The sequence below is a fragment of the Rhizobium sp. RAF36 genome, assembly GCF_052114105.1.
In the GTDB taxonomy this organism is placed as follows: Bacteria; Pseudomonadota; Alphaproteobacteria; order Rhizobiales; family Rhizobiaceae; genus Rhizobium.
In genome coordinates this window covers 1-19693 of the sequence record NZ_JBFREC010000009.1, presented here as the reverse complement: position 1 = coordinate 19693, position 19693 = coordinate 1, and the positions used below count along the sequence as shown (strand labels likewise).

The 19693-nt window shown below is 60.2% G+C and carries 22 protein-coding genes; 15 read left to right on the top strand and 7 right to left on the bottom strand.

The annotated features are described in order from the left end of the window. Window positions 1-5 precede the first annotated feature (5 nt). Both AB4Z25_RS24620 and AB4Z25_RS24615 read right to left on the bottom strand, forming a co-directional pair. Window positions 6-869 carry an alpha/beta fold hydrolase gene (locus AB4Z25_RS24620; protein ID WP_442209713.1) on the bottom strand — a complete coding sequence of 288 codons (864 nt, stop codon included), beginning with the start codon at window positions 867-869 and terminating at the stop codon, window positions 6-8. Window positions 870-882: 13 nt separating this feature from the next. Continuing rightward, window positions 883-1221 carry a carboxymuconolactone decarboxylase family protein gene (locus AB4Z25_RS24615; protein WP_442209712.1) on the bottom strand — a complete coding sequence of 113 codons (339 nt, stop codon included), beginning with the start codon at window positions 1219-1221 and terminating at the stop codon, window positions 883-885. A gap of 130 nt (window positions 1222-1351) precedes the next feature. Here AB4Z25_RS24615 and AB4Z25_RS24610 point away from each other — a divergent pair, with 130 nt between their 5' ends. Further along, complete coding sequence (locus AB4Z25_RS24610) at window positions 1352-2047, top strand: alpha/beta fold hydrolase (RefSeq protein WP_442209710.1); 696 nt, start codon at window positions 1352-1354, stop codon at window positions 2045-2047. Window positions 2048-2053: 6 nt separating this feature from the next. On the opposite strand, the gene AB4Z25_RS24605 is transcribed toward AB4Z25_RS24610, so the two are convergent. From AB4Z25_RS24605 to AB4Z25_RS24590, 4 genes are all read right to left on the bottom strand, one after another. After that, entirely contained in the window at window positions 2054-3022 is a 969-nt protein-coding gene (locus AB4Z25_RS24605; RefSeq protein ID WP_442209708.1) for an MBL fold metallo-hydrolase, read from the bottom strand. 84 nt (window positions 3023-3106) lie between these two features. After that, complete coding sequence (locus tag AB4Z25_RS24600) at window positions 3107-3514, bottom strand: PAS domain-containing protein (protein WP_442209706.1); 408 nt, start codon at window positions 3512-3514, stop codon at window positions 3107-3109. Window positions 3515-3734: 220 nt separating this feature from the next. Continuing rightward, window positions 3735-4358 (bottom strand): hypothetical protein, encoded by a 624-nt coding sequence (locus AB4Z25_RS24595; protein ID WP_442209704.1) that lies wholly within the window; start codon window positions 4356-4358, stop codon window positions 3735-3737. A gap of 117 nt (window positions 4359-4475) precedes the next feature. After that, on the bottom strand, window positions 4476-5438 hold the full coding sequence (locus tag AB4Z25_RS24590; RefSeq protein WP_442209703.1) for an AraC family transcriptional regulator: 963 nt from the start codon (window positions 5436-5438) through the stop codon (window positions 4476-4478). A gap of 102 nt (window positions 5439-5540) precedes the next feature. Here AB4Z25_RS24590 and AB4Z25_RS24585 point away from each other — a divergent pair, with 102 nt between their 5' ends. From AB4Z25_RS24585 to AB4Z25_RS24550, 8 genes are all read left to right on the top strand, one after another. Beyond that, on the top strand, window positions 5541-5993 hold the full coding sequence (locus tag AB4Z25_RS24585) for a nuclear transport factor 2 family protein (protein ID WP_442209701.1): 453 nt from the start codon (window positions 5541-5543) through the stop codon (window positions 5991-5993). Next, window positions 5990-7081 (top strand): Gfo/Idh/MocA family protein, encoded by a 1092-nt coding sequence (locus AB4Z25_RS24580; RefSeq protein ID WP_442209699.1) that lies wholly within the window; start codon window positions 5990-5992, stop codon window positions 7079-7081. The genes AB4Z25_RS24585 and AB4Z25_RS24580 overlap by 4 nt, the downstream gene beginning before the upstream one ends. Next, window positions 7074-8108 (top strand): zinc-binding dehydrogenase, encoded by a 1035-nt coding sequence (locus AB4Z25_RS24575; RefSeq protein WP_442209697.1) that lies wholly within the window; start codon window positions 7074-7076, stop codon window positions 8106-8108. Before AB4Z25_RS24580 ends, AB4Z25_RS24575 begins: the two co-directional genes overlap by 8 nt. 56 nt (window positions 8109-8164) lie before the next feature. Continuing rightward, a complete protein-coding gene (locus AB4Z25_RS24570) occupies window positions 8165-9100 on the top strand; it encodes a zinc-dependent alcohol dehydrogenase family protein (RefSeq protein WP_442209696.1) in 936 nt (311 codons plus the stop codon). A 110-nt stretch (window positions 9101-9210) separates the two neighbouring features. Next, complete coding sequence (locus AB4Z25_RS24565) at window positions 9211-9837, top strand: LysE family translocator (protein ID WP_442209694.1); 627 nt, start codon at window positions 9211-9213, stop codon at window positions 9835-9837. A gap of 54 nt (window positions 9838-9891) precedes the next feature. Continuing rightward, the gene (locus AB4Z25_RS24560) at window positions 9892-11061 is read left to right on the top strand and encodes an MFS transporter (protein ID WP_442209692.1); all 1170 of its coding nucleotides are present in this window, start codon (window positions 9892-9894) and stop codon (window positions 11059-11061) included. A gap of 107 nt (window positions 11062-11168) precedes the next feature. Beyond that, the gene (locus AB4Z25_RS24555) at window positions 11169-12263 is read left to right on the top strand and encodes a branched-chain amino acid aminotransferase (protein WP_442209690.1); all 1095 of its coding nucleotides are present in this window, start codon (window positions 11169-11171) and stop codon (window positions 12261-12263) included. A gap of 115 nt (window positions 12264-12378) precedes the next feature. After that, window positions 12379-13485 carry an FAD-dependent monooxygenase gene (locus AB4Z25_RS24550; protein ID WP_442209688.1) on the top strand — a complete coding sequence of 369 codons (1107 nt, stop codon included), beginning with the start codon at window positions 12379-12381 and terminating at the stop codon, window positions 13483-13485. A gap of 337 nt (window positions 13486-13822) precedes the next feature. Here AB4Z25_RS24550 and AB4Z25_RS24545 read toward each other — a convergent pair whose 3' ends face one another. Next, on the bottom strand, window positions 13823-14536 hold the full coding sequence (locus AB4Z25_RS24545) for a gamma-glutamylcyclotransferase (protein ID WP_442209687.1): 714 nt from the start codon (window positions 14534-14536) through the stop codon (window positions 13823-13825). A 244-nt stretch (window positions 14537-14780) separates the two neighbouring features. Here AB4Z25_RS24545 and AB4Z25_RS24540 point away from each other — a divergent pair, with 244 nt between their 5' ends. The 6 genes from AB4Z25_RS24540 to AB4Z25_RS24515 all read left to right on the top strand — a co-directional run bounded on the left by AB4Z25_RS24540 (window position 14781) and on the right by AB4Z25_RS24515 (window position 19685). Next, window positions 14781-15230: an ester cyclase gene (locus AB4Z25_RS24540; protein ID WP_442209685.1), complete on the top strand. Its 450-nt coding sequence runs from the start codon at window positions 14781-14783 to the stop codon at window positions 15228-15230. Window positions 15231-15433: 203 nt separating this feature from the next. Next, window positions 15434-16519 carry a bifunctional DNA-binding transcriptional regulator/O6-methylguanine-DNA methyltransferase Ada gene (ada, locus tag AB4Z25_RS24535; RefSeq protein WP_442209683.1) on the top strand — a complete coding sequence of 362 codons (1086 nt, stop codon included), beginning with the start codon at window positions 15434-15436 and terminating at the stop codon, window positions 16517-16519. Then, window positions 16516-17262: a 2OG-Fe(II) oxygenase gene (locus AB4Z25_RS24530; protein WP_442209682.1), complete on the top strand. Its 747-nt coding sequence runs from the start codon at window positions 16516-16518 to the stop codon at window positions 17260-17262. The genes ada and AB4Z25_RS24530 overlap by 4 nt, the downstream gene beginning before the upstream one ends. A 573-nt stretch (window positions 17263-17835) precedes the next feature. Further along, a complete protein-coding gene (locus AB4Z25_RS24525) occupies window positions 17836-18420 on the top strand; it encodes an ABC-three component system protein (protein WP_442209681.1) in 585 nt (194 codons plus the stop codon). Then, the gene (locus AB4Z25_RS24520; RefSeq protein ID WP_442209680.1) at window positions 18413-18928 is read left to right on the top strand and encodes an ABC-three component system middle component 5; all 516 of its coding nucleotides are present in this window, start codon (window positions 18413-18415) and stop codon (window positions 18926-18928) included. Before AB4Z25_RS24525 ends, AB4Z25_RS24520 begins: the two co-directional genes overlap by 8 nt. Further along, the gene (locus AB4Z25_RS24515; RefSeq protein WP_442209678.1) at window positions 18915-19685 is read left to right on the top strand and encodes an ATP-binding protein; all 771 of its coding nucleotides are present in this window, start codon (window positions 18915-18917) and stop codon (window positions 19683-19685) included. The genes AB4Z25_RS24520 and AB4Z25_RS24515 overlap by 14 nt, the downstream gene beginning before the upstream one ends. Window positions 19686-19693: the final 8 nt, after the last annotated feature.

Genomic DNA, 19693 nt, shown 5'->3' with positions numbered 1-19693 from the left:
TGTGGCTAGGAATGCAGCTTGCGTTGCAGGAATTCACGGATATATCCCGCGATCTGCGTGGCGTGGGTTTCAAGTGCAAAATGCCCGGTGTCGAGCATGTGGATTTCTGCGTCGGGAATGTCCCTGCGGTAAGCCGCGGCGCCGGGCGGGATGAAGGCGGGATCGAACTTGCCCCAGACAGCCAACAGCGGCGGCTGATGTCTGCGGAAATACGCTTGGAACGCCGGATATTTCTGAGGATTGGTGCGGTAATCGAGCACGAGATCGAGCTGGATCTCCTCCGCGCCGGGGCGGGCCATGTAGGCGATGTCGAGCGTATAGCCATCGGGCGACAGCAGCTCTGGCGGAGCGCCAGTCCCGTACTGCCAGTTCTTTATAGTTTCGGCGCTGAGAGACGGCCTGCAGGCCTCGCGGTTCTCCGGCGTGGGATCCCGCCAGTACTTTTCCCACGGCCCCCATTCGTCGCTGAAACCGTCGACGTAGGCATTGCCGTTTTGGGTAATGACGGCCGTCACGCTTTCGGGTCTCGCCAGGGCCAGCCGGAAGCCAGTCGGCGCGCCATAGTCGAAGACGTAGAGAGCATACTTCGACAGACCGATGGCATCGACGAAACCCTCTACGATACGCGCGAGGTTGTCGAAGGTGTAGTCGAAGCGACCGCGTGGCGGAGACTTCGTGTTGCCGAATCCCGGAAGATCGGGCGCGATCAGGCGATACCGGTCCTGCAGCAACGGCATGAGATCGCGGAACATGTGGCTGGACGTCGGGAAGCCGTGGAGCAGAAGGATGACGGGCGCTCCGACAGGCCCCGCCTCGCGGTAGAAGACTTCGACGTCGCCAACCGCGACCGTCTTGTAGGACACGCTCATCGCAACCTCCGGCCTAGCTGGAAACAGCTTCGGCCGCGTCCATGACGCGGGCCGAGTAGACGAGCGCGGCGCCCGCGTTCATGGCTATGGCGACACCGAGCGCCTCTGCGATCTCCTCGTTCGTCGCGCCCAGCTTCTTAGCTTCGGTGGTATGAACGACGATGCAGCCGTCGCAACGCAGCGTGACGGCCACTGCCAGCGAGATCAACTCGCGCATCTTGGCGTCGAGCTGATTGGTCTTGCCACCCGCCGTCGACAGGGTCTGGTATCCCTTCACCGTTTCCGGGGTGAGCTTCGAGAGATTGCCGATGCGACCCAGAAGCTGAGTTCGGTATTCTTTCCAGTTCAGCATGATTGCCTCCGTTAAATTCGAGAGGATCATGTGCCTTCGGGAAATCGATGGCTTTCAGAAACGCATTGCGACGCGCTGTTCAGACCGGGAACCGGATGGTAGACGGGGGCGTCTCCAAGGAAGGCTAGAAATGCACCTCCTTCTTCTCCCCGGCTTCATGACCGATGCTTCCCTATGGAACGATGTCCTGCCAGCACTCAGGTCGATCGCCGACGTGTCGACAGTAGACGTCGGCGCAGGCGGTTCGATCCCCGAGATGGCAGCCATCGCCCTCGCGAACGCTCCCGACAGGTTCGTCGTGGTCGGTTTCTCGATGGGTGGCTATGTCGCACGCGAGCTGGTCCGTCTCGCTCCCGGACGTATCGAGGGGCTTGTTCTCGTGGCCACGTCGGCGAGAGGAGACAACGCGCAGCATCTCAAGACGAAGACTCTTTCCGTGCGGCTTGTCGATCCGGAACGCTTCCATGGCCTCAGCCGGGGTGCCGTTACGAGCTCCCTGCATCCCGACCGGGCGTCCGACGAAGACATGATCGAGCGCGTCAGGGCGATGAGCGAACGTGTCGGCGGAGAGGTTTTCGTCCGCCATGCCAGCCACACCCGCGAGAGCGATCTCGACCGACTTGCTGTGATCCGGTGCCCGACGCTGGTGATCGCTGCCGACGGCGATGGTCTTAGGTCGGTTCAGGAATCGGAAGAACTGCGCGACGGCATCGAGAGTGCCGAATTCAATGTGATCGAAGGATCGGGGCACATGATCCCGATCGAGGCGCCTGAGGCGCTGCTCGAGATCATGTTGCCGTGGCTGCAGAAAATGCTGCGTCAATAAGAGGCGTCAAACGCCTTCATAGACGATCCGCGTGAAGAAGTCGGGCGAGATGACCCACTTGCCGAAGACCGTATCCCATTTCCCGGTGGGCTTGGCCGCCACCGTATCGTCGACCGAGCGCCCGTCCTTCTTCAGCTTGGCAACCTTGTCGCGGACGCCGACCAGCATCTCGTGCCAGGCGACGAGGTCCTTGCGGTTGCCGATTTCGCCGTGGCCGGGCACGACGATCGTCTTGGCGTCCGCCATCTTCACGTTGGCTTCGGCCGCCTTGATCTGGCCGTCGATACTGCCGCCCGTGGAATAGTCGACGAACGGATAGACGCCGTTCCAGAAGGTGTCGCCCGTGTGCAGGACGTTGGCCTCGTGGAAGAACACGGAGATGTCGCCGTCCGTGTGGGCGGGGCCATAGTATTTAAGCGAGATCGTTTCCCCGTTGAGCTTCAATGTCTCCTTGTCGCGCTTCATCACCTGGGTCGGGAGCGCGCTCTTCGGCCATGCCGGGAAGTCAAAATTCCAGTCCTCGACACGGGTCGCGGTGGACAGATGCTTGAGCGTGTTGGCGTGCGCCAGGATGGCGGCGCCGTCCGAGTTAAGCCATTCGTTGCCATCGGTGTGATCGAAATGCCAGTGGGTATTCACGAGATGGGTGATCGGCTGCGGCCCGAGATCCGCGAGTGCCTTTTCGATCCGCGGACGGGTCGCGGTGATCCCGGCATCAATGAGTAGCTTGCCATCGTTTCCTGCGAGGACAGCAATGTTGCCGCCGGAGCCGGACAGCGCGCTAACGCCACCGCGCAGCTTCGACGTGGAGATCTCGGCGCCTGCGGCCGCCTCTCGGATCTGGTCGACGAGGTTCTTGGCGGCAGCGAAGCTCTCTTTCGGCGACAGGAAACCGCCCGTGGCTGCAAAGGTGGCGCCACCGAGGCAGCAAAGGCAGAATCCCCGTCTTGATAGCGCGAAGTCGTGATTGGTCATTGTCCGGCTCCATTCATGGAAGGTTGTCGCCGGACGATCTCACCGCATCTGCACGCGGGCTTTCAAAATCGCAGTTCGATGAAATCAGTTCAGATGCTCGCCATCGCCAGCCGTAGCGGCGGGAACGACGATGCCGGAGCAGAAAATCGGGTTCGAGGACTTGTCGTAGAAGGAGCGGGCGAACGCGGTCACGGCCACGTATCTGCCTTCGGCGTTGGGCACGCGATAGGTCACCTGCTGCGGGATGTCCTGAACGATGCCCTGCCCGATGATCTTCGCCAGCCGTGGACGGTCCTCCGGGTGGACTCGCTCGAGGAACTTCTCGATCGGCTGGCCGCTTGCCGCCACCACCGGATCGAAGCCATAGATCTCGGCGAGTGCCGAATCCACGTAGAGAAGGTTGCTCGCGATATCCCATGTGAAAATCCCGGCATCTCCATAGGAAACCTCGACGATCTCCGGCTGCCTGTCTGCTTGAACGGCTTGCGCCATGGGTTCCTCCAGCGATTTTCGCTGAGACTAACTGGTGGGCAAACGTCTTCAAGACCCCGCCGCGCGGACCCACCGCTTTTTGAAGCGGCGTGGCCGTGCGGTTTGGAAAGAACTCGGGGTCTGAGCGACTAAGCTAAACTCGCGGGAACCCCCGGCCATCGGGAATGGTGACCGCCGCAAAGACGCCCGGCAGCCATCCCGTTGCCGGGCACAACAATGATCACAGCTCGTAGCGAACGGAAAGCTGCCCCTTCTTGTCCTTGGCGCTGACGATCCGGACCTTGCCGACATCGGCAGTGGAGACGACATGGGTTCCACCACAGGCGTACGCAGGAAGATCACCCCAGGTCACGGTGCGGCGTCCGTCTTCTGTCTTCTGGACCCGAGCGAGACCGGAACCGACCAGCTCTGCGACAGCGACTTCCACATCAGCCTCGGCGGGAACCGCGAGCTCTCCATCCCGCTCGAAGACGACGCGCGCTTCGCCGGGTCGGTGGTCGCCCTTCACCGCACGCCATCCCGTGCGTTCGACGACGACGCTGATCAAATGTCCGGCAGAATGATAGCGCGTGTTGCGACGACGGTTTTCCGCATCGACGAGAAGAGTGACCGCTCCCACGACAGGCGCGTCGGTGAGATGGACGACCTCGCTCTCCTCGACAGTGGCCTTCAGCATCGCGGCTTCGCCGATCGTTCCGATGTCTGTGAGCTGCCCGCCGCCCTGCGGATGGAAGAGCGTGCGGGAGAGCACGACGCGATACTTTCTGTCCTCCTGCTGGGTGCAACTGACGACCTCCGCAGTCGTCTCGAGTTCGTCGCTGTCGAAATAGGTTCGCTCGGTCATTTCATTCTTCCATCATGTTGTATGCCACGACTGGGGATCCGGAAGGGCTTGTGGAAACTCGTATCAATTGGTGGCTGGGGCCGCGTGTCTTCCGAGTTGGCATGCTCACGGGCGTCGTCAGGCAGCAAGGCTCGACTTGGCGATCATCGCATCCCGCGAGCCAAGATCCATGGAGAGCCTCTTCCGGTATTCGCTTGGGGCGATGCCCATCACCTTACGGAACGCCTTGGTGAACGCGGCCTCGGACAGATAGCCGACGCTGCGCGAGATCGCCGCGACCTTCTCGTCTCCGCTTTCGATCAGCCTTGCCGACTGGAAAATCCGCCACTCCGTCAGGTAGGCGAGCGGCGCCTGGCCGACGACCTCCTTGAACCGGGCCGCGAATGCCGACCGCGACATACCGGACTTGCGCGCCAGCATCTCGACCGTCCAGGCAGTCTTCAGATCGCCATGGATCGCCTCGACCGCGGCGGCCAGCCCCTTGTCGGACACGGCTGCCAGCCAGCCCTTCTTCGGTGTCGAAAGCTGGTCGGCGAAGGCGCGCACTGCGTGGACGAACAGAAGTTCGAACAGTCTCCGCACGACGGCATCGGATCCAAGACCCGGAGCGTCCGCTTCGGCGGCGAGCAACTCGAGCACGCTCTGGAAGGAGCGCGTCCTGTTGTGCTCCGACTTCAGAAGAATGAGCTTCGGCAGCACGCTGAGAAGCGGCTGGGCGTCGAGACTGTCGACCTCGAAGTAGCCGCTGACGAAGGTGGTCGTCGCTCCACCCCCACCGAACTCGATCCTGTTCTGAATCCGCGTGCTGTCGACGCCGAAGCAGTCGACCATCGGCGAGCTTTCGTGGTCGTATACCTCGTACGGCTCGGGACCGAACATGATGAAGACGTCGCCCGCCCTCAGCGCCACAGCATCCGGATGCTCCTGGGTGCGCAGCATGCCTGAACCCCGAACCACAAGAATGAACTTTATCGACGGGTCGCCGGACGACGCGATGCCCCACGGAGCGGTCGCGTCGACCGCCGTAAACTTCGCCGTCTTCACACGCATAGACGAGAAGATGTCCGAGAGGGGATCCATAGCTACTCTTCCAATTTGGACGAATGAGCCAGAGGTTTGGACGATTCAGACTTAAGGCTCTTTCAGATCATCATTACATGGGGCATCGAAAAGGAGATTGCAATGAAAAACACCTTTGAGATCGCGCAGGAGATCGGCCAGTTGAAAGCGCGATACTGCCGCTATGTCGATACCAAGGATTGGGCGGCATTTGCCAACTTGTTCGCGCAGAACCCCGAGCTTCGTTTCTATGACGAGAACGGCGGACTGGTGGCGGGGTTCGACGCCGCCGAGGAATTCGTCGCGCTGACGAAGGCATATCTGACCGGAACCAAGACCATCCATCAGGTCCACAACGCCGAGATCGATGTCGTCTCCGAAAGGGAAGTACGCGCGATCTGGTCAATGGAAGACTACCTGCTTTTCCCCGAGGGCGACGACGGCCGTCCGGCCTCGATGCGAGGCTTTGGCCACTATCACGAGACGTGGAAGCTGGAAGCAGGCGAATGGAAGATCGCAAAGATCGAACTCCGCCGGACCATCCTCGAAATCAAGCCAAAGGAAAACGCAGCATGACCCGCAAACCGATCAACGTTGGCCTCGTCGGTGTTCACCCGGACAAGGGCTGGGCCACGACAGCTCATATCCCCGCACTTCAGGTTCTGTCCGATTTCCGGATCGCCGCTGTCAGCCACCACAATGCGGATACCGCGCGCGCGGCCGCTGAGAAGTTCGGCGTCGAAAATGCGTATGGTTCGACCGACGAACTCGTAAACGACCCGGACGTCGAACTCGTCGTCGTGACCGTGAAAGTGCCGCACCACCTCGAAATGGTGACGAAGGCGCTGAGTGCCGGAAAGGCGGTCTTCTCCGAATGGCCGCTCGGCATGAAGCTGACCGATGCCGGGAAGATGGCAGCGCTCGCGAAGGAAAAGAATGCGTTCACCGCGATCGGGCTGCAGACGCGCTCGGTTCCCGCGATCAACTACGTGCGCGATCTTGTCAGGGATGGCTACGTCGGCGACGTGCTATCGGTCTCGATCATCGGCTCCGGCATCATCTGGGGCGAAGAAATGAGTGAGGCCTACCTCTATACGCTCGACATGAACAACGGGGCATCCATGCTCCACGTCCCCTTCGCCCACACTCTCGACGCGGTCCTGTATGCGATCGGGTCGAAGCTGAAGTCCGTCAGCGGAGTGCTCTCGAACAGCCGTCCTCTGGTAAAAATCACCGAGACCGGGGGCACTGCTGCCTTCACCGCTCCTGACCAGATCGTCGCAGGTGGCCTGCTCGAGAATGGCGCCGCCCTCAGCGCACACTTCCGCGGAGGACTGTCGCGCGGGACAAACTTCCATATAGAGATCAACGGTTCGAAGGGCGATCTTATTCTCACGAGCCCTGTAGGCTACGTCGGCATCGGCGGCTTCACGCTTCGGGGCGCGCAGGGTGCAGACCAGCTTCATGATCTTCCCGTGCCGCGGACCTACGAGACGCTCGGCTTCGAGGAGGGCCTCACCCAGAGCATCGCAGTCGCATACTCCCGCATTGCCTCCGACATGCGCGATGGAAGCAGGTTCAGCCCGAGCTTCGACGACGCAGTCACCCTTCATCGCGTGCTCGAAGCCATCACGCTCAGCGATGGAGCGCGCACGGATGTCTGACAAGATGCGAGCGCTGGTCGTCACGGAGCCGGGCGGTCCGGAAGTCCTGAAGCTGCGTGAGGTGGACCGCCCTGACCTACGCGACGAAAACGACGTCGTCGTTCGTGTCATGGCTGCCGGGATCAATCCGGCCGACTGGCAGAACCGAAAAAGCCGGGCCGTTTACGACAGCAGCGGCGTCGATGCGCAGACGACGATCCTCGGTATCGACGGCGTCGGTGTTGTCGTCCAGGCGGGTAGCTCGGTCACGAACGTGAAGCTGGGTGATGAGGTCTGGTACATTGACGGTGGCTACACCGGAAATCCCGGCAGCTACGCCGAATACAAGGTCGTGCGCGGATCGTACGTCACCGCCAAGCCGTCGTCGCTCGACTTCGTACAGGCGGCCGCACTTCCGGTTGTCGGCCTGACAGCGTGGGAAGCGGTCTTCGACAAGGGCCGGGTGGAACGGGGCGACCATGTATTGGTGCATGGCGGCGCCGGCGGCCTCGGACATATCGCGATCCAGTATCTGACATCGCTCGGCGCAAGGATCGCAACGACGATCTCCAACGACGCGAAGGCACGGCTCGTCGCGGAACTCGGCGCCGAACTGGCGATCAACTATCGTGAGCAGAACGTCGAAGAGGCCATCGAAGCCTGGCGCGGGGCGCCGGGTGCGGAGACTGTCTTCGACTTCGTGGGTCATGGAAACTTCGCCGAAAGCTTCAAGCACGTCGCAGGCTACGGCCGGATCGTCAACACCGTCGTCTCCGAATGGCCCGAAGGTGGCAACGGCGTCGCCGAGTGGAAGAACCTGGACGTCAGCTTCGTCAACATCGGGCTGCCGCAGATTGGACGTGACCATGCGCATCGCCTCCGGCAGACCGACATCCTTCGCCAGATCGCAGAGCTTGTCGACCGCGGCGGATTGCGGGCGCACATGGACAGGGTCGTGGAATTCGATGGCGTCGGCGAGGCGCAGCGCGCACTCGAGGCCGGAGAGACGCTAGGACGTCTCGTGCTGTCGATCGGAGCCACGAAATGATGAAACGGTGGGAATTCCGACCCGACCAGGGAGGCCTCGTCTCTACGGACGCAAAGGTGCCGAAACCTGGTCCCCGCGAGGTCATGGTCAAGGTCAGCGCGGTGTCGTTGAACTATCGCGATGCCGCAATGCTCGACGGCGCGATGGACGTGGCGCCGGGCGACGTGCTGGTGCCCGGCTCGGACATGTCGGGCGAAGTCGTGGCTGCGGGCGCCGACACGACGCGATTCAAGCGCGGGGACGCAGTTATATCGGCCGACACCATGAACTGGATCGATGGCCCCGCCCCTCCGTACGAGACCAACAGCGTGCCAATCATCGGCAGGCTGGCCGAGTACGTCTGCGTCCACGAAGAGCAGCTGGTCAGCCCTCCCCAGTCGCTGACGCACGCCGAGTCAAGCACGCTGCCCGTGGCGGGCCTGACGGCGTGGTTCGCTATGGTGGAGCTTGCCCGCGTCAGGGCTGGCCAGACGGTCGTCGTCCAAGGCACTGGCGGCGTTTCCCTATTCGCTGTCCAGTTCGCCGCAGCACACGGCGCGCGCGTCATCGTGGTCACCAGCAGCGCCGACAAAATCGAGCGCGCGAAGGCGCTTGGCGCCGCCGATGGCGTCGATCGGCAAACGACGCCGGACTGGGATCAGGCGGTGCTCGCCATGACCGGAGGACTTGGCGCCCACCAAATCGTCGAGATGTCAGGTGGCGACAATGTCGCGCGATCTGTACAAGCGTTGGCCTTGGGCGGCCGGATTTCGCTTGTCGGCCTTATGGGTAGCACGGAAATGCGCGCTCCGATCATCCCGATGCTCTTCAAGCGCGCCGAGATCGTCGCCATCGGCGTCGGGCATCGCCGGGCGCAGGAAGACATGGTGGCGGCAATCGATCGTCTGGGCCTCAAGCCTGTGATCGACGGAACCTATTCCTTCGAGCAGGTTCCGGACGCCATCGCGCATCTTCGCCGGGGTCCCTTCGGCAAGGTGGTCGTGACCTTCTGAGGGACGTTTGCCCGCAGCGTTACGAGGCCGTTGCGGGCATACTCGAAAGACGGCAGTCGCAAAGCGTTGTAACACATCCGGCTCCGACATCATCTACATGGAACGAACGCATGATCCCCGTGGATACCCTTCTCACCTTCGTCGCCGCCGCCACCCTTCTGGCCTTCGTGCCCGGCCCCGACAACCTGTTCGTGCTGGCTCAGTCTGCGCTCTTCGGGCCGCGCGTCGGCATCTCGGTGACGGCGGGCCTGTGTGCCGGGCTTATAGTTCACACGCTCGCGGTTTCGCTTGGTGTCGCAGCAATCTTCCAGACCTCGCAGGTCGCCTTCGACGCCCTCAAGTCCATCGGCGCGGCGTACCTCATCTTCCTCGCCTACAAGTCTTTCACTGCGAAACCGGACGAGATCGGATCTGGCCGCGAAGCATTGAAGCCTGCATGGCAGATGTTTGCTCGTGGCATCGTCATGAACGTCACCAATCCGAAGGTCGCGATCTTCTTCCTGGCTTTCCTGCCGCAGTTTACCAGTCCGTATCGCGGCAGCGTCGTCCTCCAGATGCTGATGCTGGGCGGCCTGTTTATCGTCTGCGCGTTCCTGTACTTCGGCGCGATCTCGCTCGTCGCAGGATCCTTGAGCCAGTGGCTGCGGCGGTCTCCGGCTAGTCAGGTCTGGCTGAACCGCGTCGCTGGAACTGTGTTCGTCGGGCTGGCGCTGAAGCTCGCGACGACCCACCGCTAACTGACCATTCCATTGAGATCACCCGTTCGCGGGCGTGACACGAAGGAGCACACAATGCCTCTTGCCGTCTATGCTTTGACTATCGGCGCCTTTGGGATCGGCGTGACCGAGTTCGTCCTCATGGGCCTGCTCGTCCAAGTGGGGAAATCGCTGGGCGTCTCGATCTCGACGGCGGGAATGCTGATCTCAGGATATGCGATCGGCGTGGCTGTCGGCGCTCCGGTGCTGACGATCGCCCTGTCCGGCTGGTCGAGGAAGAGTGTTCTGCTGGCGCTGATGGTCATCTTCACGATCGGCAACGCCGCCTGCGCGCTCGCTCCCAACTACTGGATCCTGCTGCTCGCGCGGATTGTCACCGCCCTCGCCCATGGCACGTTCTTCGGCGTTGGTTCCGTTGTGGCTACGTCGCTCGTCCGGAAGGACCGCAAGGCATCGGCGCTCGCGGTGATGTTTACCGGACTCACGGCGGCCAACATCCTGGGCGTTCCCTTTGGCACGTGGCTCGGTCTCCAGCTTGGGTGGCGTGCGACCTTCTGGGCTGTCGCTGTCATCGGCGTGATCGCCCTGCTGGTCATCCTCGAATTCGTCCCCGAGGACCGCAACCTTCGCCCGAAGAGCGAATGGCGCCATGATCTCCGGGCGATGACGAATCCTGCCATCCTCAATGGGCTTCTGGTGACCGCGCTCGGCTTCGCGGGTCTCTTCACCGTCTTCACATACATCGCGCCCGTCCTCACCGAGGTGACTGGCTTCACCGAAGACGCGGTCTCGCCCATCCTTCTGGTATTCGGCGGCGGTCTTGTGATCGGCAATATTCTTGGTGGCCGCCTTGCAGACCGATGGCTGATGGCGACGGTCGCCGGGACGCTGGTGCTGCTCGCCGTGGTGCTCGCCGCATTCGGCCTCTTTCTCGGCAGCAGGACGGCGACCATCGCCATGGTGTTCCTTCTGGGAGCAGCCTCGTTCGCAACAGTCGCGCCGCTTCAGATGTGGGTGATGCGCAAGGCCCGCGGCGTCGGCGAGAGCTTGGCCTCCAGCTTGAACATCGCCGCGTTCAACGTTGGCAACGCCTTCGGCGCCTGGCTGGGCGGGTTCGTCGTCGCCCACGGATACGGCTTCGCCGACCTTCCCTATGTCGCCGCCCTCGTCCCAGCCGTCGCACTTGTCTTCGTGCTGCGGGGTCTCACGGGATCGGACGCGGAGCCCACCTGCTCGCAAGGTTGAGCAACAATTCTTTTGCCGGGGGGCAGTAACGCCCGGCGCTTTTCCGGCGGTGATGACCATGGCTGCGTGCAGCCGAATCTCGAACTACCCGCATAAAGGTGAATAGCATGACCACGACTACCGAGATCCAGATCGAACTCCATACCTCGCCCACTTCGCAACCTGACCTTAATCGCCTGATGGAGGCCCCCGGCTTCGGCAAGGTCTTCACGGATCACATGGTGCTGGCGCGTTGGACGACGGACAAGGGCTGGCACGACGCCAAGGTCACGGCCCGCCGCCCCTTGCTGATCGATCCCGCCGCCTCCGTGCTTCACTATGCGCAGGAAGTCTTCGAAGGGATGAAGGCCTATCGCGCCACCGACGACAGGATCCTGTTGTTTCGACCGGAGGAGAACGCTCGACGGTTCAACGCCTCCGCGGATCGGCTGGCCATGCCTCGAATTCCTGAGGAACTCTTTCTAAAAGCCGTCGAGCAGCTCGTGCGTATCGACAGGGATTGGATCCCGAGCGGTGATGGCAGCCTCTATCTCCGTCCGTTCATGTATGCGAACGAGCCGTTCCTTGGCGTCCGCGCGGCGGAGGACTATGTGTTCTGCGTCATCGCCTCTCCCGTCGGCGCTTACTTCAAGGGCGGAGCGAAGGCCGTTTCGCTCTGGGTCGAGACCGGGTACGCGCGCGCTGCGGCAGGCGGGACAGGCGCGGCCAAGTGCGGAGGCAACTACGCCGCTAGCCTCGCTGCACAGGCGGAGGCGTCCAGACGCGGCTGCGACCAGGTAGTGTTCCTCGACGCCGCCGAACACAAGTGGGTCGAGGAACTCGGGGGGATGAACGTCTTCTTCGTGATGGGCTACGGATCGCTTGTGACCCCTCCGCTCGGCGGCACGATCCTGCCCGGCATCACGCGAGCATCGATCATAACGCTCGCCGGAGAACGCGGTCTGCGTGTCGAGGAACGACCCTATTCCTTCGATGAGTGGCGGCAAGACGCCGCGTCCGGGAAGCTCGTAGAGGCATTTGCGTGCGGGACTGCAGCGGTGTTGGCTGGCATCGGCCTCGTCCGGCACGCAGATGGCGAATTCGTCGTCGGAGACGGAGAAACGGGAAAGCTAACGGCAGAGCTTCGACGTGAGCTTGTCGGCATTCAGAAGGGCCTCGCCGAAGACAAGCGCGACTGGGCACGCTGGATCGCAAGTGACTGAGTCCCGCATCTGGACACGGGCCGCGATTGCGCCCGTAGTGTCGTTCCCTGAACTGCAACATTGAAAGTTCGACCCCGACGGTCCACGCGGGGTCATTTTCGACAGGAAATCTATGATGAAAATTCTAATTGCTGGCGCAGGCATCGCCGGACTGGCCACCGCCCGTGCCCTTCAAACGAAAGGCTTCGACTGCGAGGTCGTCGAACGTCGCCCGGATGCGCCAACCGAGGGTGCGGGAATATTCCTTTTGGGCAACGCATCGCGTGCGCTGGGCGATCTTGAGTTACTCGATGATGTCAAGTCGGCCGCCTACCCGATCATGCGCCAAACGATCCTCTCGTCGTCTGGCACGGTTTTAAACGATGTCTGGACTGAAGACGTGTGGAAGGGCTGCGGGCCTTGTCTGGCGTTACCTCGGAGATCGTTGATCGAAATTCTTCAAAAATCACTCGCTCCCGAGACCGTAAGGTACGGCGTTGAGGCCGTCACGACATCAGTTGTGGGCGACAAGAGGATGGTGCGCTTTTCGGATGGCCAGGAACGCACCTATGATCTCGTTATCGGGGCAGCAGGGGTCAACTCGCCGCTACGGAACGCTGTGTTTGGTCCGGAGGCTCCCCGCCAAATAGGCATCTCGTGCTGGCGGCTGGTTGTCCCGAACAACGGGGAGATCGAGGGTTGGACTGCGATGCTCGGCAAGGGCCGCACCTTGCTAGGCATTCCGCTCAGCACCGATGAAACCTACATCTATGCAGATTGTCAGACTCCGGAATTCGCAGATGGTTCCATAGCTAACCTGAAGGAGCTGTTCAGGGACTTCGGCGGCGCACTGGGGCCAGTGGTCGCGGGGTTGAGAAATGACACGCAGGTCCATCGAGCCGCGCTTCAGGAGGTGCCAGCACGACGTTGGATAGCCGACCGCCTCGTTCTGATCGGTGACGCAGCACATGCTACGTCTCCAAGCGTGGCGCAGGGAGCGGCAATGGCGATCGAGGACGGGGTGGTGCTTGCGAGCATCCTCTGTTCCGGGAAACCCGTCCACCAAGCGTTGGAGCAATTCCACACCGTTCGCTCCCCTAGGATCGGGTTGGTGCAGGAGAAATCGCGGCAGAGAGACAGGTTGCGGACGGGATCTGAGTTGGTCCGGAATTCGATGCTCAGGATGCTAGGCAACCACATCTACCGGAAAACCTACCAATCGCTTACCGGGCCTGTCATTTGATCGGATTCTGATACCCCGACACCAAGGTCCTGCGCGGCGCGTTGGACCTTGGCTCCTGTCTCCGATGTTCGACCCGTCTGTCGCCTGGCGTCTTGCGTTCAATCCACCTCAACCTGCATTGCTATTGTAAAAACAAAAAAGGCCGGGGCGAAACCGCACCGACCTTCCTCATCATCGCCTTCCTACCAGTGCCAGTACATCCGTAGTCAAAAGCATTTCAGCGATGCGGCATTGCGAGCAGCGAATTTCAGCGCTCATCAGCAATGCCTACATATAGTCAGTACATGCGAAATGTGTTTGCAACAAGTCTCAACCTTGAATTCCTAGACGTCGTATTTTAATCGATGCCGACGCTGTTCGTGGCTCGCCTCGCGTTGGCGACAAGCTTAGCCAACCCTTCCAACTCAGCATCTGGAATACCGTGGACCCGCAACGCCTTGGCAGTCTCGAAAAGGTAATCAGCTGAGGAACCCCAGCTTCCACTCGCCGTGGCCAGGCGCTCGACGCGTTCCAGAATCGACATTTCTCCGGTGAAGTGATGATGCTGCCTGTCGATCACGAATGTGAGGGCCGAGCCGAACCGATGGCTGTCCGCTCCAATGACGTCCACCCATAGTGGTCGATACCCGCCGAGCAACATCTCCCGGTTCCAGAGTATTTCGAGCTCGGTCGGAACGTCCGTTTCGGCAATCCGGTAGGCTATCCCCTCGCACTCGCCACCCCGATCGAGGCCGAGCGCCAAGCCAGGCTTGCACGGTGTGCCGCGGCCAGCTGTCATGGAAAGGCAGAAAGAGCGATGCCAATCCTTGATGGTTGCGATCCGTGACTCAACAGCTCTCAGTGCGGGGTTCCAGATTAAAGAGCCATAGGCGAAAACCCAGAGGTCACCACAGGGTCTCGACGAGAGAAACATCGCAAGCGAAGACATGCGGTCCGTGGCTGTCGGCAAGCGCATATCCGGCGCATCTTCAAGAGCCAGGGCGATTGCGTGCCCGGATGCCAATAGCTCGCGACTGAGCACGTGTTGAGTGCCGCGTACATGTTTGTCCAAGGGTTCGTCCTCCGTTTCTGGCCGCGGCCAACCGCAGCGTTGGAGGGAAAATCGGCGACGGAGGCGCAGTCCGCACTCCGGTTCCTGCCCTGCAATCGGTTCGAGGAAAAACCGACGGAGGGTCCTGCTCTTCCAATTGCAGAGCAAGATTCGGAGTTTTCGGAAGATGGCCGTCGCCTAGCTCTTGGCGCGGTCATCGAACCTTTCGGTGACTTGTCAGTGAGAAATCAAAAGGAAGATTCTGATGAGCAAGGAAGAGGACAACAAGGCAGTTGTCGTGCGGTGGTTCACCGAATTCTGGGGCAAGGATGTTAATCTGGCGGTAGTCGACGAAATCGCCTCGCCCGACATGCTGCTCAAGTATTCATTGCACGAGCCACGTCGCGGTCATGACGACATCAAGGCATTCATGAGCGATTTCCGGGCGGCATTCCCGGACCTCAACTTCTCGGGGACGGCCGATCTGATCGCCGAAGGTGACTATGTGGTTGGCCAATGGGAGGGCGGCGGTACGCATAGCGGAGCGGCATTCAGCGACTTCCTCGCTGGGAGTCTTCCCGCCGCGAGCGGCCGCCGGATGCACTTCACGGGCACAACGGTTCTGAAGGTCATGGACGGCCGGATCGTCGAGGAAGTTGGCCTCGACGATGGCGTAGCCGCCCTCACGCAGCTCGGCCTTGTCAAGACTGCCTGATCCTGTGTGGCGCGACGGGCTAGCTAGTGTCGTCGCGCTGCCACAGGCCCGGCTTCTCGGGCGTCATTTGCTTTGCCAGCTGATCAGGCTACTCGCGTTGCAGGAAACGGGTGGAGAGCAATTGGATTTGAAAGCAAGGTCCGGAGTGAACTGGAAGCGGATGGCCAACATCATGGTGTCCGTATCAAGGAGCATTGAAGACAATGAATGCGATCTCGACTCCACTAAGAAATATCGCGGCACCTGCCGTCATTGACGATCCAAGATGGGCTCGAATTGTCACGCGCGACAAGTCCGCGGACGGCCAATTCTGGTTTTCAGTTCTCACGACCGGAGTCTACTGCCGACCTTCATGCCCATCGAGAGCAGCCAATCCCAGTAACGTCCAGATCCACGGAACACTGGAAAGCGCACGTGCAACAGGATTCAGAGCTTGCAAGCGCTGCAGCCCGGACAGCCCCAATTCTGCGGACGGAAACACTGCCCTGGTCGCCAAAGCTTGCCGTATCATCGAGGAAAGCCAGGAAGAGCCTTCTCTCGAAACCCTCGCAGCGGCGGTCGATCGCAGCTCGAGCTATTTCCACCGTCTGTTCAAGGCTGCCACCGGGGTAACGCCCAAGGAATATGCCGCTGCCCACCGGGCAAAGAGAGTGCGCGAAGGATTGGCCTCCGCGAGCAGCGTTACCGAAGCGATCTATGACGCGGGCTTCAATTCCAGTGGGCGATTTTACGAAAAATCGACTGGCTTGCTCGGGATGACACCGTCGCAGTATCGCGCTGGCGGGGAAAACGAAGAGATCAGGTTCGCTATCGGTCAGACATCTCTTGGGTCGATCCTCGTGGCATCGAGTAGAAAAGGGGTTGCGTCGATCCTATTGGGCGACGACCCGGATACGCTGGCGCGCGACCTTCAAGACTGCTTTCCGAAAGCGCGGCTGATTGGAGCCGACCCGGACTATGAAGCCGTTGTTGCTCAAGTTGTCGGTTTCGTCGAGACGCCCCACGTCGGCCTGAATCTCCCCCTCGATGTGCGCGGGACGGCGTTTCAACAACGCGTCTGGCAGGCACTGCAAGGAGTTCCGGTTGGCGAAACCGTGTCATACGCAGATGTTGCCCGCCGTATCGGATCCCCGAAAGCGGTGCGGGCAGTCGCAAGCGCCTGCGCCTCCAACAAGCTTGCGGTGGCGATACCCTGCCATCGCGTCGTTCGCACTGGCGGAGATCTCGCCGGCTATCGGTGGGGCGTGGAGCGCAAGCGCGAATTCATCAGAAGGGAAGCGACTGCATGACACCCCGTACATCCGCGATACCAAGCTTTGGGATAGCCTCCGCAACATCGAGAGTAGAGGCTTACGATTGGCAGGAGCTTCTTTCGGAACTGGACGGGTTCGGCTGCGTGGTATTGCCGAAGCTTATCTCGGCAGAGGATTGCGTCAGGATCGCATCGCTATACGCGGATGAACGCCATTTTCGCAGCCACATCCACATGGCCCGGCACGGATTTGGGAAAGGCGAATATCGCTATTTCCAGTATCCACTTCCGGATCTTCTTCAGGGATTGCGTACGGCGCTCTATCCGCAGCTGGCAGCACTAGCCAATCAATGGAACGAGCGAATGCAGATCGACCAGCGATATCCGGATACTCATACCGCCTTTCTTGAAGAATGCCATCGAGGCGGACAGACGCGACCGACGCCTCTTCTCCTGCAGTACGTTCCGGGCGACTTCAATTGCCTGCATCAGGATCTGTATGGTGATCTGGCGTTCCCAATCCAGGTGGCGATCCTTCTTTCTGAGCCTGGCTTGGATTTCGCGGGTGGCGAATTCGTCCTGACCGAGCAGCGGCCGCGTATGCAGAGCCGCGCCGAAGTTGTGCCGCTCCGGAAGGGTGATGCCGTTGCATTCGCGGTCCACAATCGTCCTGTGCAGGGTTCGAAGGGCAACTACAGGGTCAACCTGCGCCACGGCGTGAGCCGGATACGATCCGGAATGCGCCACACCGTCGGTATTATCTTCCATGACGCTACCTGAGGCGATGCGAAATTCGCCTGCTGCGTATCGACAACGAACCCGGTCCGTCCGTTCGCCTAGTGGGCAGCTTTCGGCCTCGTCATGGGCGACGGTCCGGTGCCAACGAAAGGCCCCAGGCACGAACCGAGTAGCACCGAGCAAGGCCTTCAACAGTCAGAAACGCAACGTGTCCGCTTTTACCATCGCGAATCCTTAGGCCCCGCAACCCAACCATCCACGCTTCTTGCAAGCGTCGCGATAGTAAAGCACCGCCAAGAGGGCATCGCACAGGATATATCCCTCTATTTTATTTAATCTAATCGGCCCTCCGAACAATCTTAGATTGACGACTCTGATTATTTTGGCAAATTGGCGAAATCGAGTATTCGGTCGCGCGCCATGACGACGGGATGGAGGGATTTTGGAACTCTTGTCAAAGTATCTGGAAGTAGTCACGGGCGTGATTGGCTTCCTCTTGGGGAGTGGCATTACGCTAACGGTGCAAAAATTCCGCCAGGGCAGCAATGCAAGCTACTCCGATCAGAGGAATTCGCGAGTGGGCGGCGATCAGGCAGGCCGGGATATCAATAAATCGTGAGCCTAGTTAGTACCAGTGACCTCAGTAAGTCGCACGTCAGCGGCGACCAAGCTGGGAACAACATCACTAAGATTACGAACTACAACCAGATTGACGGCGCAAAGCCATCACAAGTCAATCGACTCCTTAAGCTGCTTTCCGACCAGATCTCAAAAGACGAGTCCATGGTCGGGTTCGTGGACGATCTGCAGTTCTTCATCGACAACCGAGACGGCGAGGCTGTGGTTGGGTTGAAAGACAAGCTCGAGGTCTGCGGACGCGGCGCGGCTTTCAATGATGCCAAGAAGAAGAAAGAGCTATTCGCGAAGCTTTTGATGAGATTCGAACGGTTCTCAAGCGCGCAACAGCTCTTCGCCTATATCATGGCGGCGATACATGAGACGTTTGACACGAAGATCATTCCATCGACCTCTTCGCTCACCGCGGTGGAAATCGATGCAATGATCGAGTCAGAGATCGTGGACAAGGTAATGGCCGAGATCGGCGAAGGTTCAGACCACATGACGCTGAACAGGACGCATATTAAAGGCATGATATACTGGTTGGCAGACAAGTGTTACGTCAGGTGGCACTGTGATTAACATCACCTACCTACCTGCGAACGATCCGTTCCATGCCGTTTTCCGCATGTTCGTTCTCTTTCCTGTGCCTGAGACAACCTCGTGCTCCTACGAGTCGGCTCGAATCTTAGATTTCTACGTGTGCTTTCCCGTGCTGATTTCAGAATTCAAATGCCCAAGGCCCTTGGTTAAGCTCCATAACGCCTTAAAGCGTAAGTATATCCCGAACACCTATCAGGTAACGCCAAAGCCAGCTGTCCTATTCAACAGAATGCGTGCAGCCCAGACCGCAGCAGTGGGCAGCCTACAATCCTATGGTTTCATTGAGCCGAAGGCGTTCAGGGAGGGGACGATCTTCCGGACCAAAAGAGAGCTGCCCGACCGTGTATCCGCTACGGTAGAGGAACACCGTAAGGAGCATGCCGAACTGATCATGTTTTTGGGGGAGCTCAAGACATACAGCGCTTATGGGCCCAACGGCCTCCGTGCGAGAAGCGAACTTGAGGAGTACCGCTATGACGATGTTTAGACCGAACATTCGTGTTGAGCGTCTTCAAGTCGCGGCCAAGGGCAAGCTGGTCTACAACGAGCGCTTTCATTCCGGACTGAACATCATTCGAGGTGAGAATAGCTCGGGAAAGTCCACGCTCATGGACTTCATCTTCTATGCGTTAGGAGGAGATCTCAGCGACTGGCGGGAGAGTGCTATTCGTTGTGACACCGTTATCTTGCAGGTGGCATTGAACGGGAAATCCGCGACGTTTTCCCGAGACATCAGCGATCAGGTCGGTCGCCCCATGCGCATATTCCTTGGAACGATCGACCAAGCGTCAACCGCCGGCCAGGAGCAATGGCAGGTATACCCTTACGCTCGCGGTTCAAAGGACAGCTTCTCCCAAGTGGTCTTCAGGTTTCTTGGCTTGCCAGAAGTCCAGTACGCGGAAACCGAAACGAAAATCACGATCAATCAAGTCTTGCGCCTCCTATATGGGGACCAGTTAAGCCCGGTTGAGAAGCTTTTCAGGCCACAACGGTTCGATGACGCTATTACTCGCCAAACCGTCGGCGAGCTGCTTTGCGGCGCCTTCAGCGCTCGTTACTACAATGCGCAGATTCGTTTGAGCCAAGCGAGTAAAGAACTTGATTGTCAATCGGCTCGCAATGTTGACCCCTTATCGGCGTCCAATATTCACCCCCCTATAGGCGATCAGCGCTTGGCCTGCCCGGCGCTGGCCGGGGTTGCAAAGGGAAGGCCAAGTGCGGGTGATGGGTATCTTTGGCTTTAGCTTTGAGA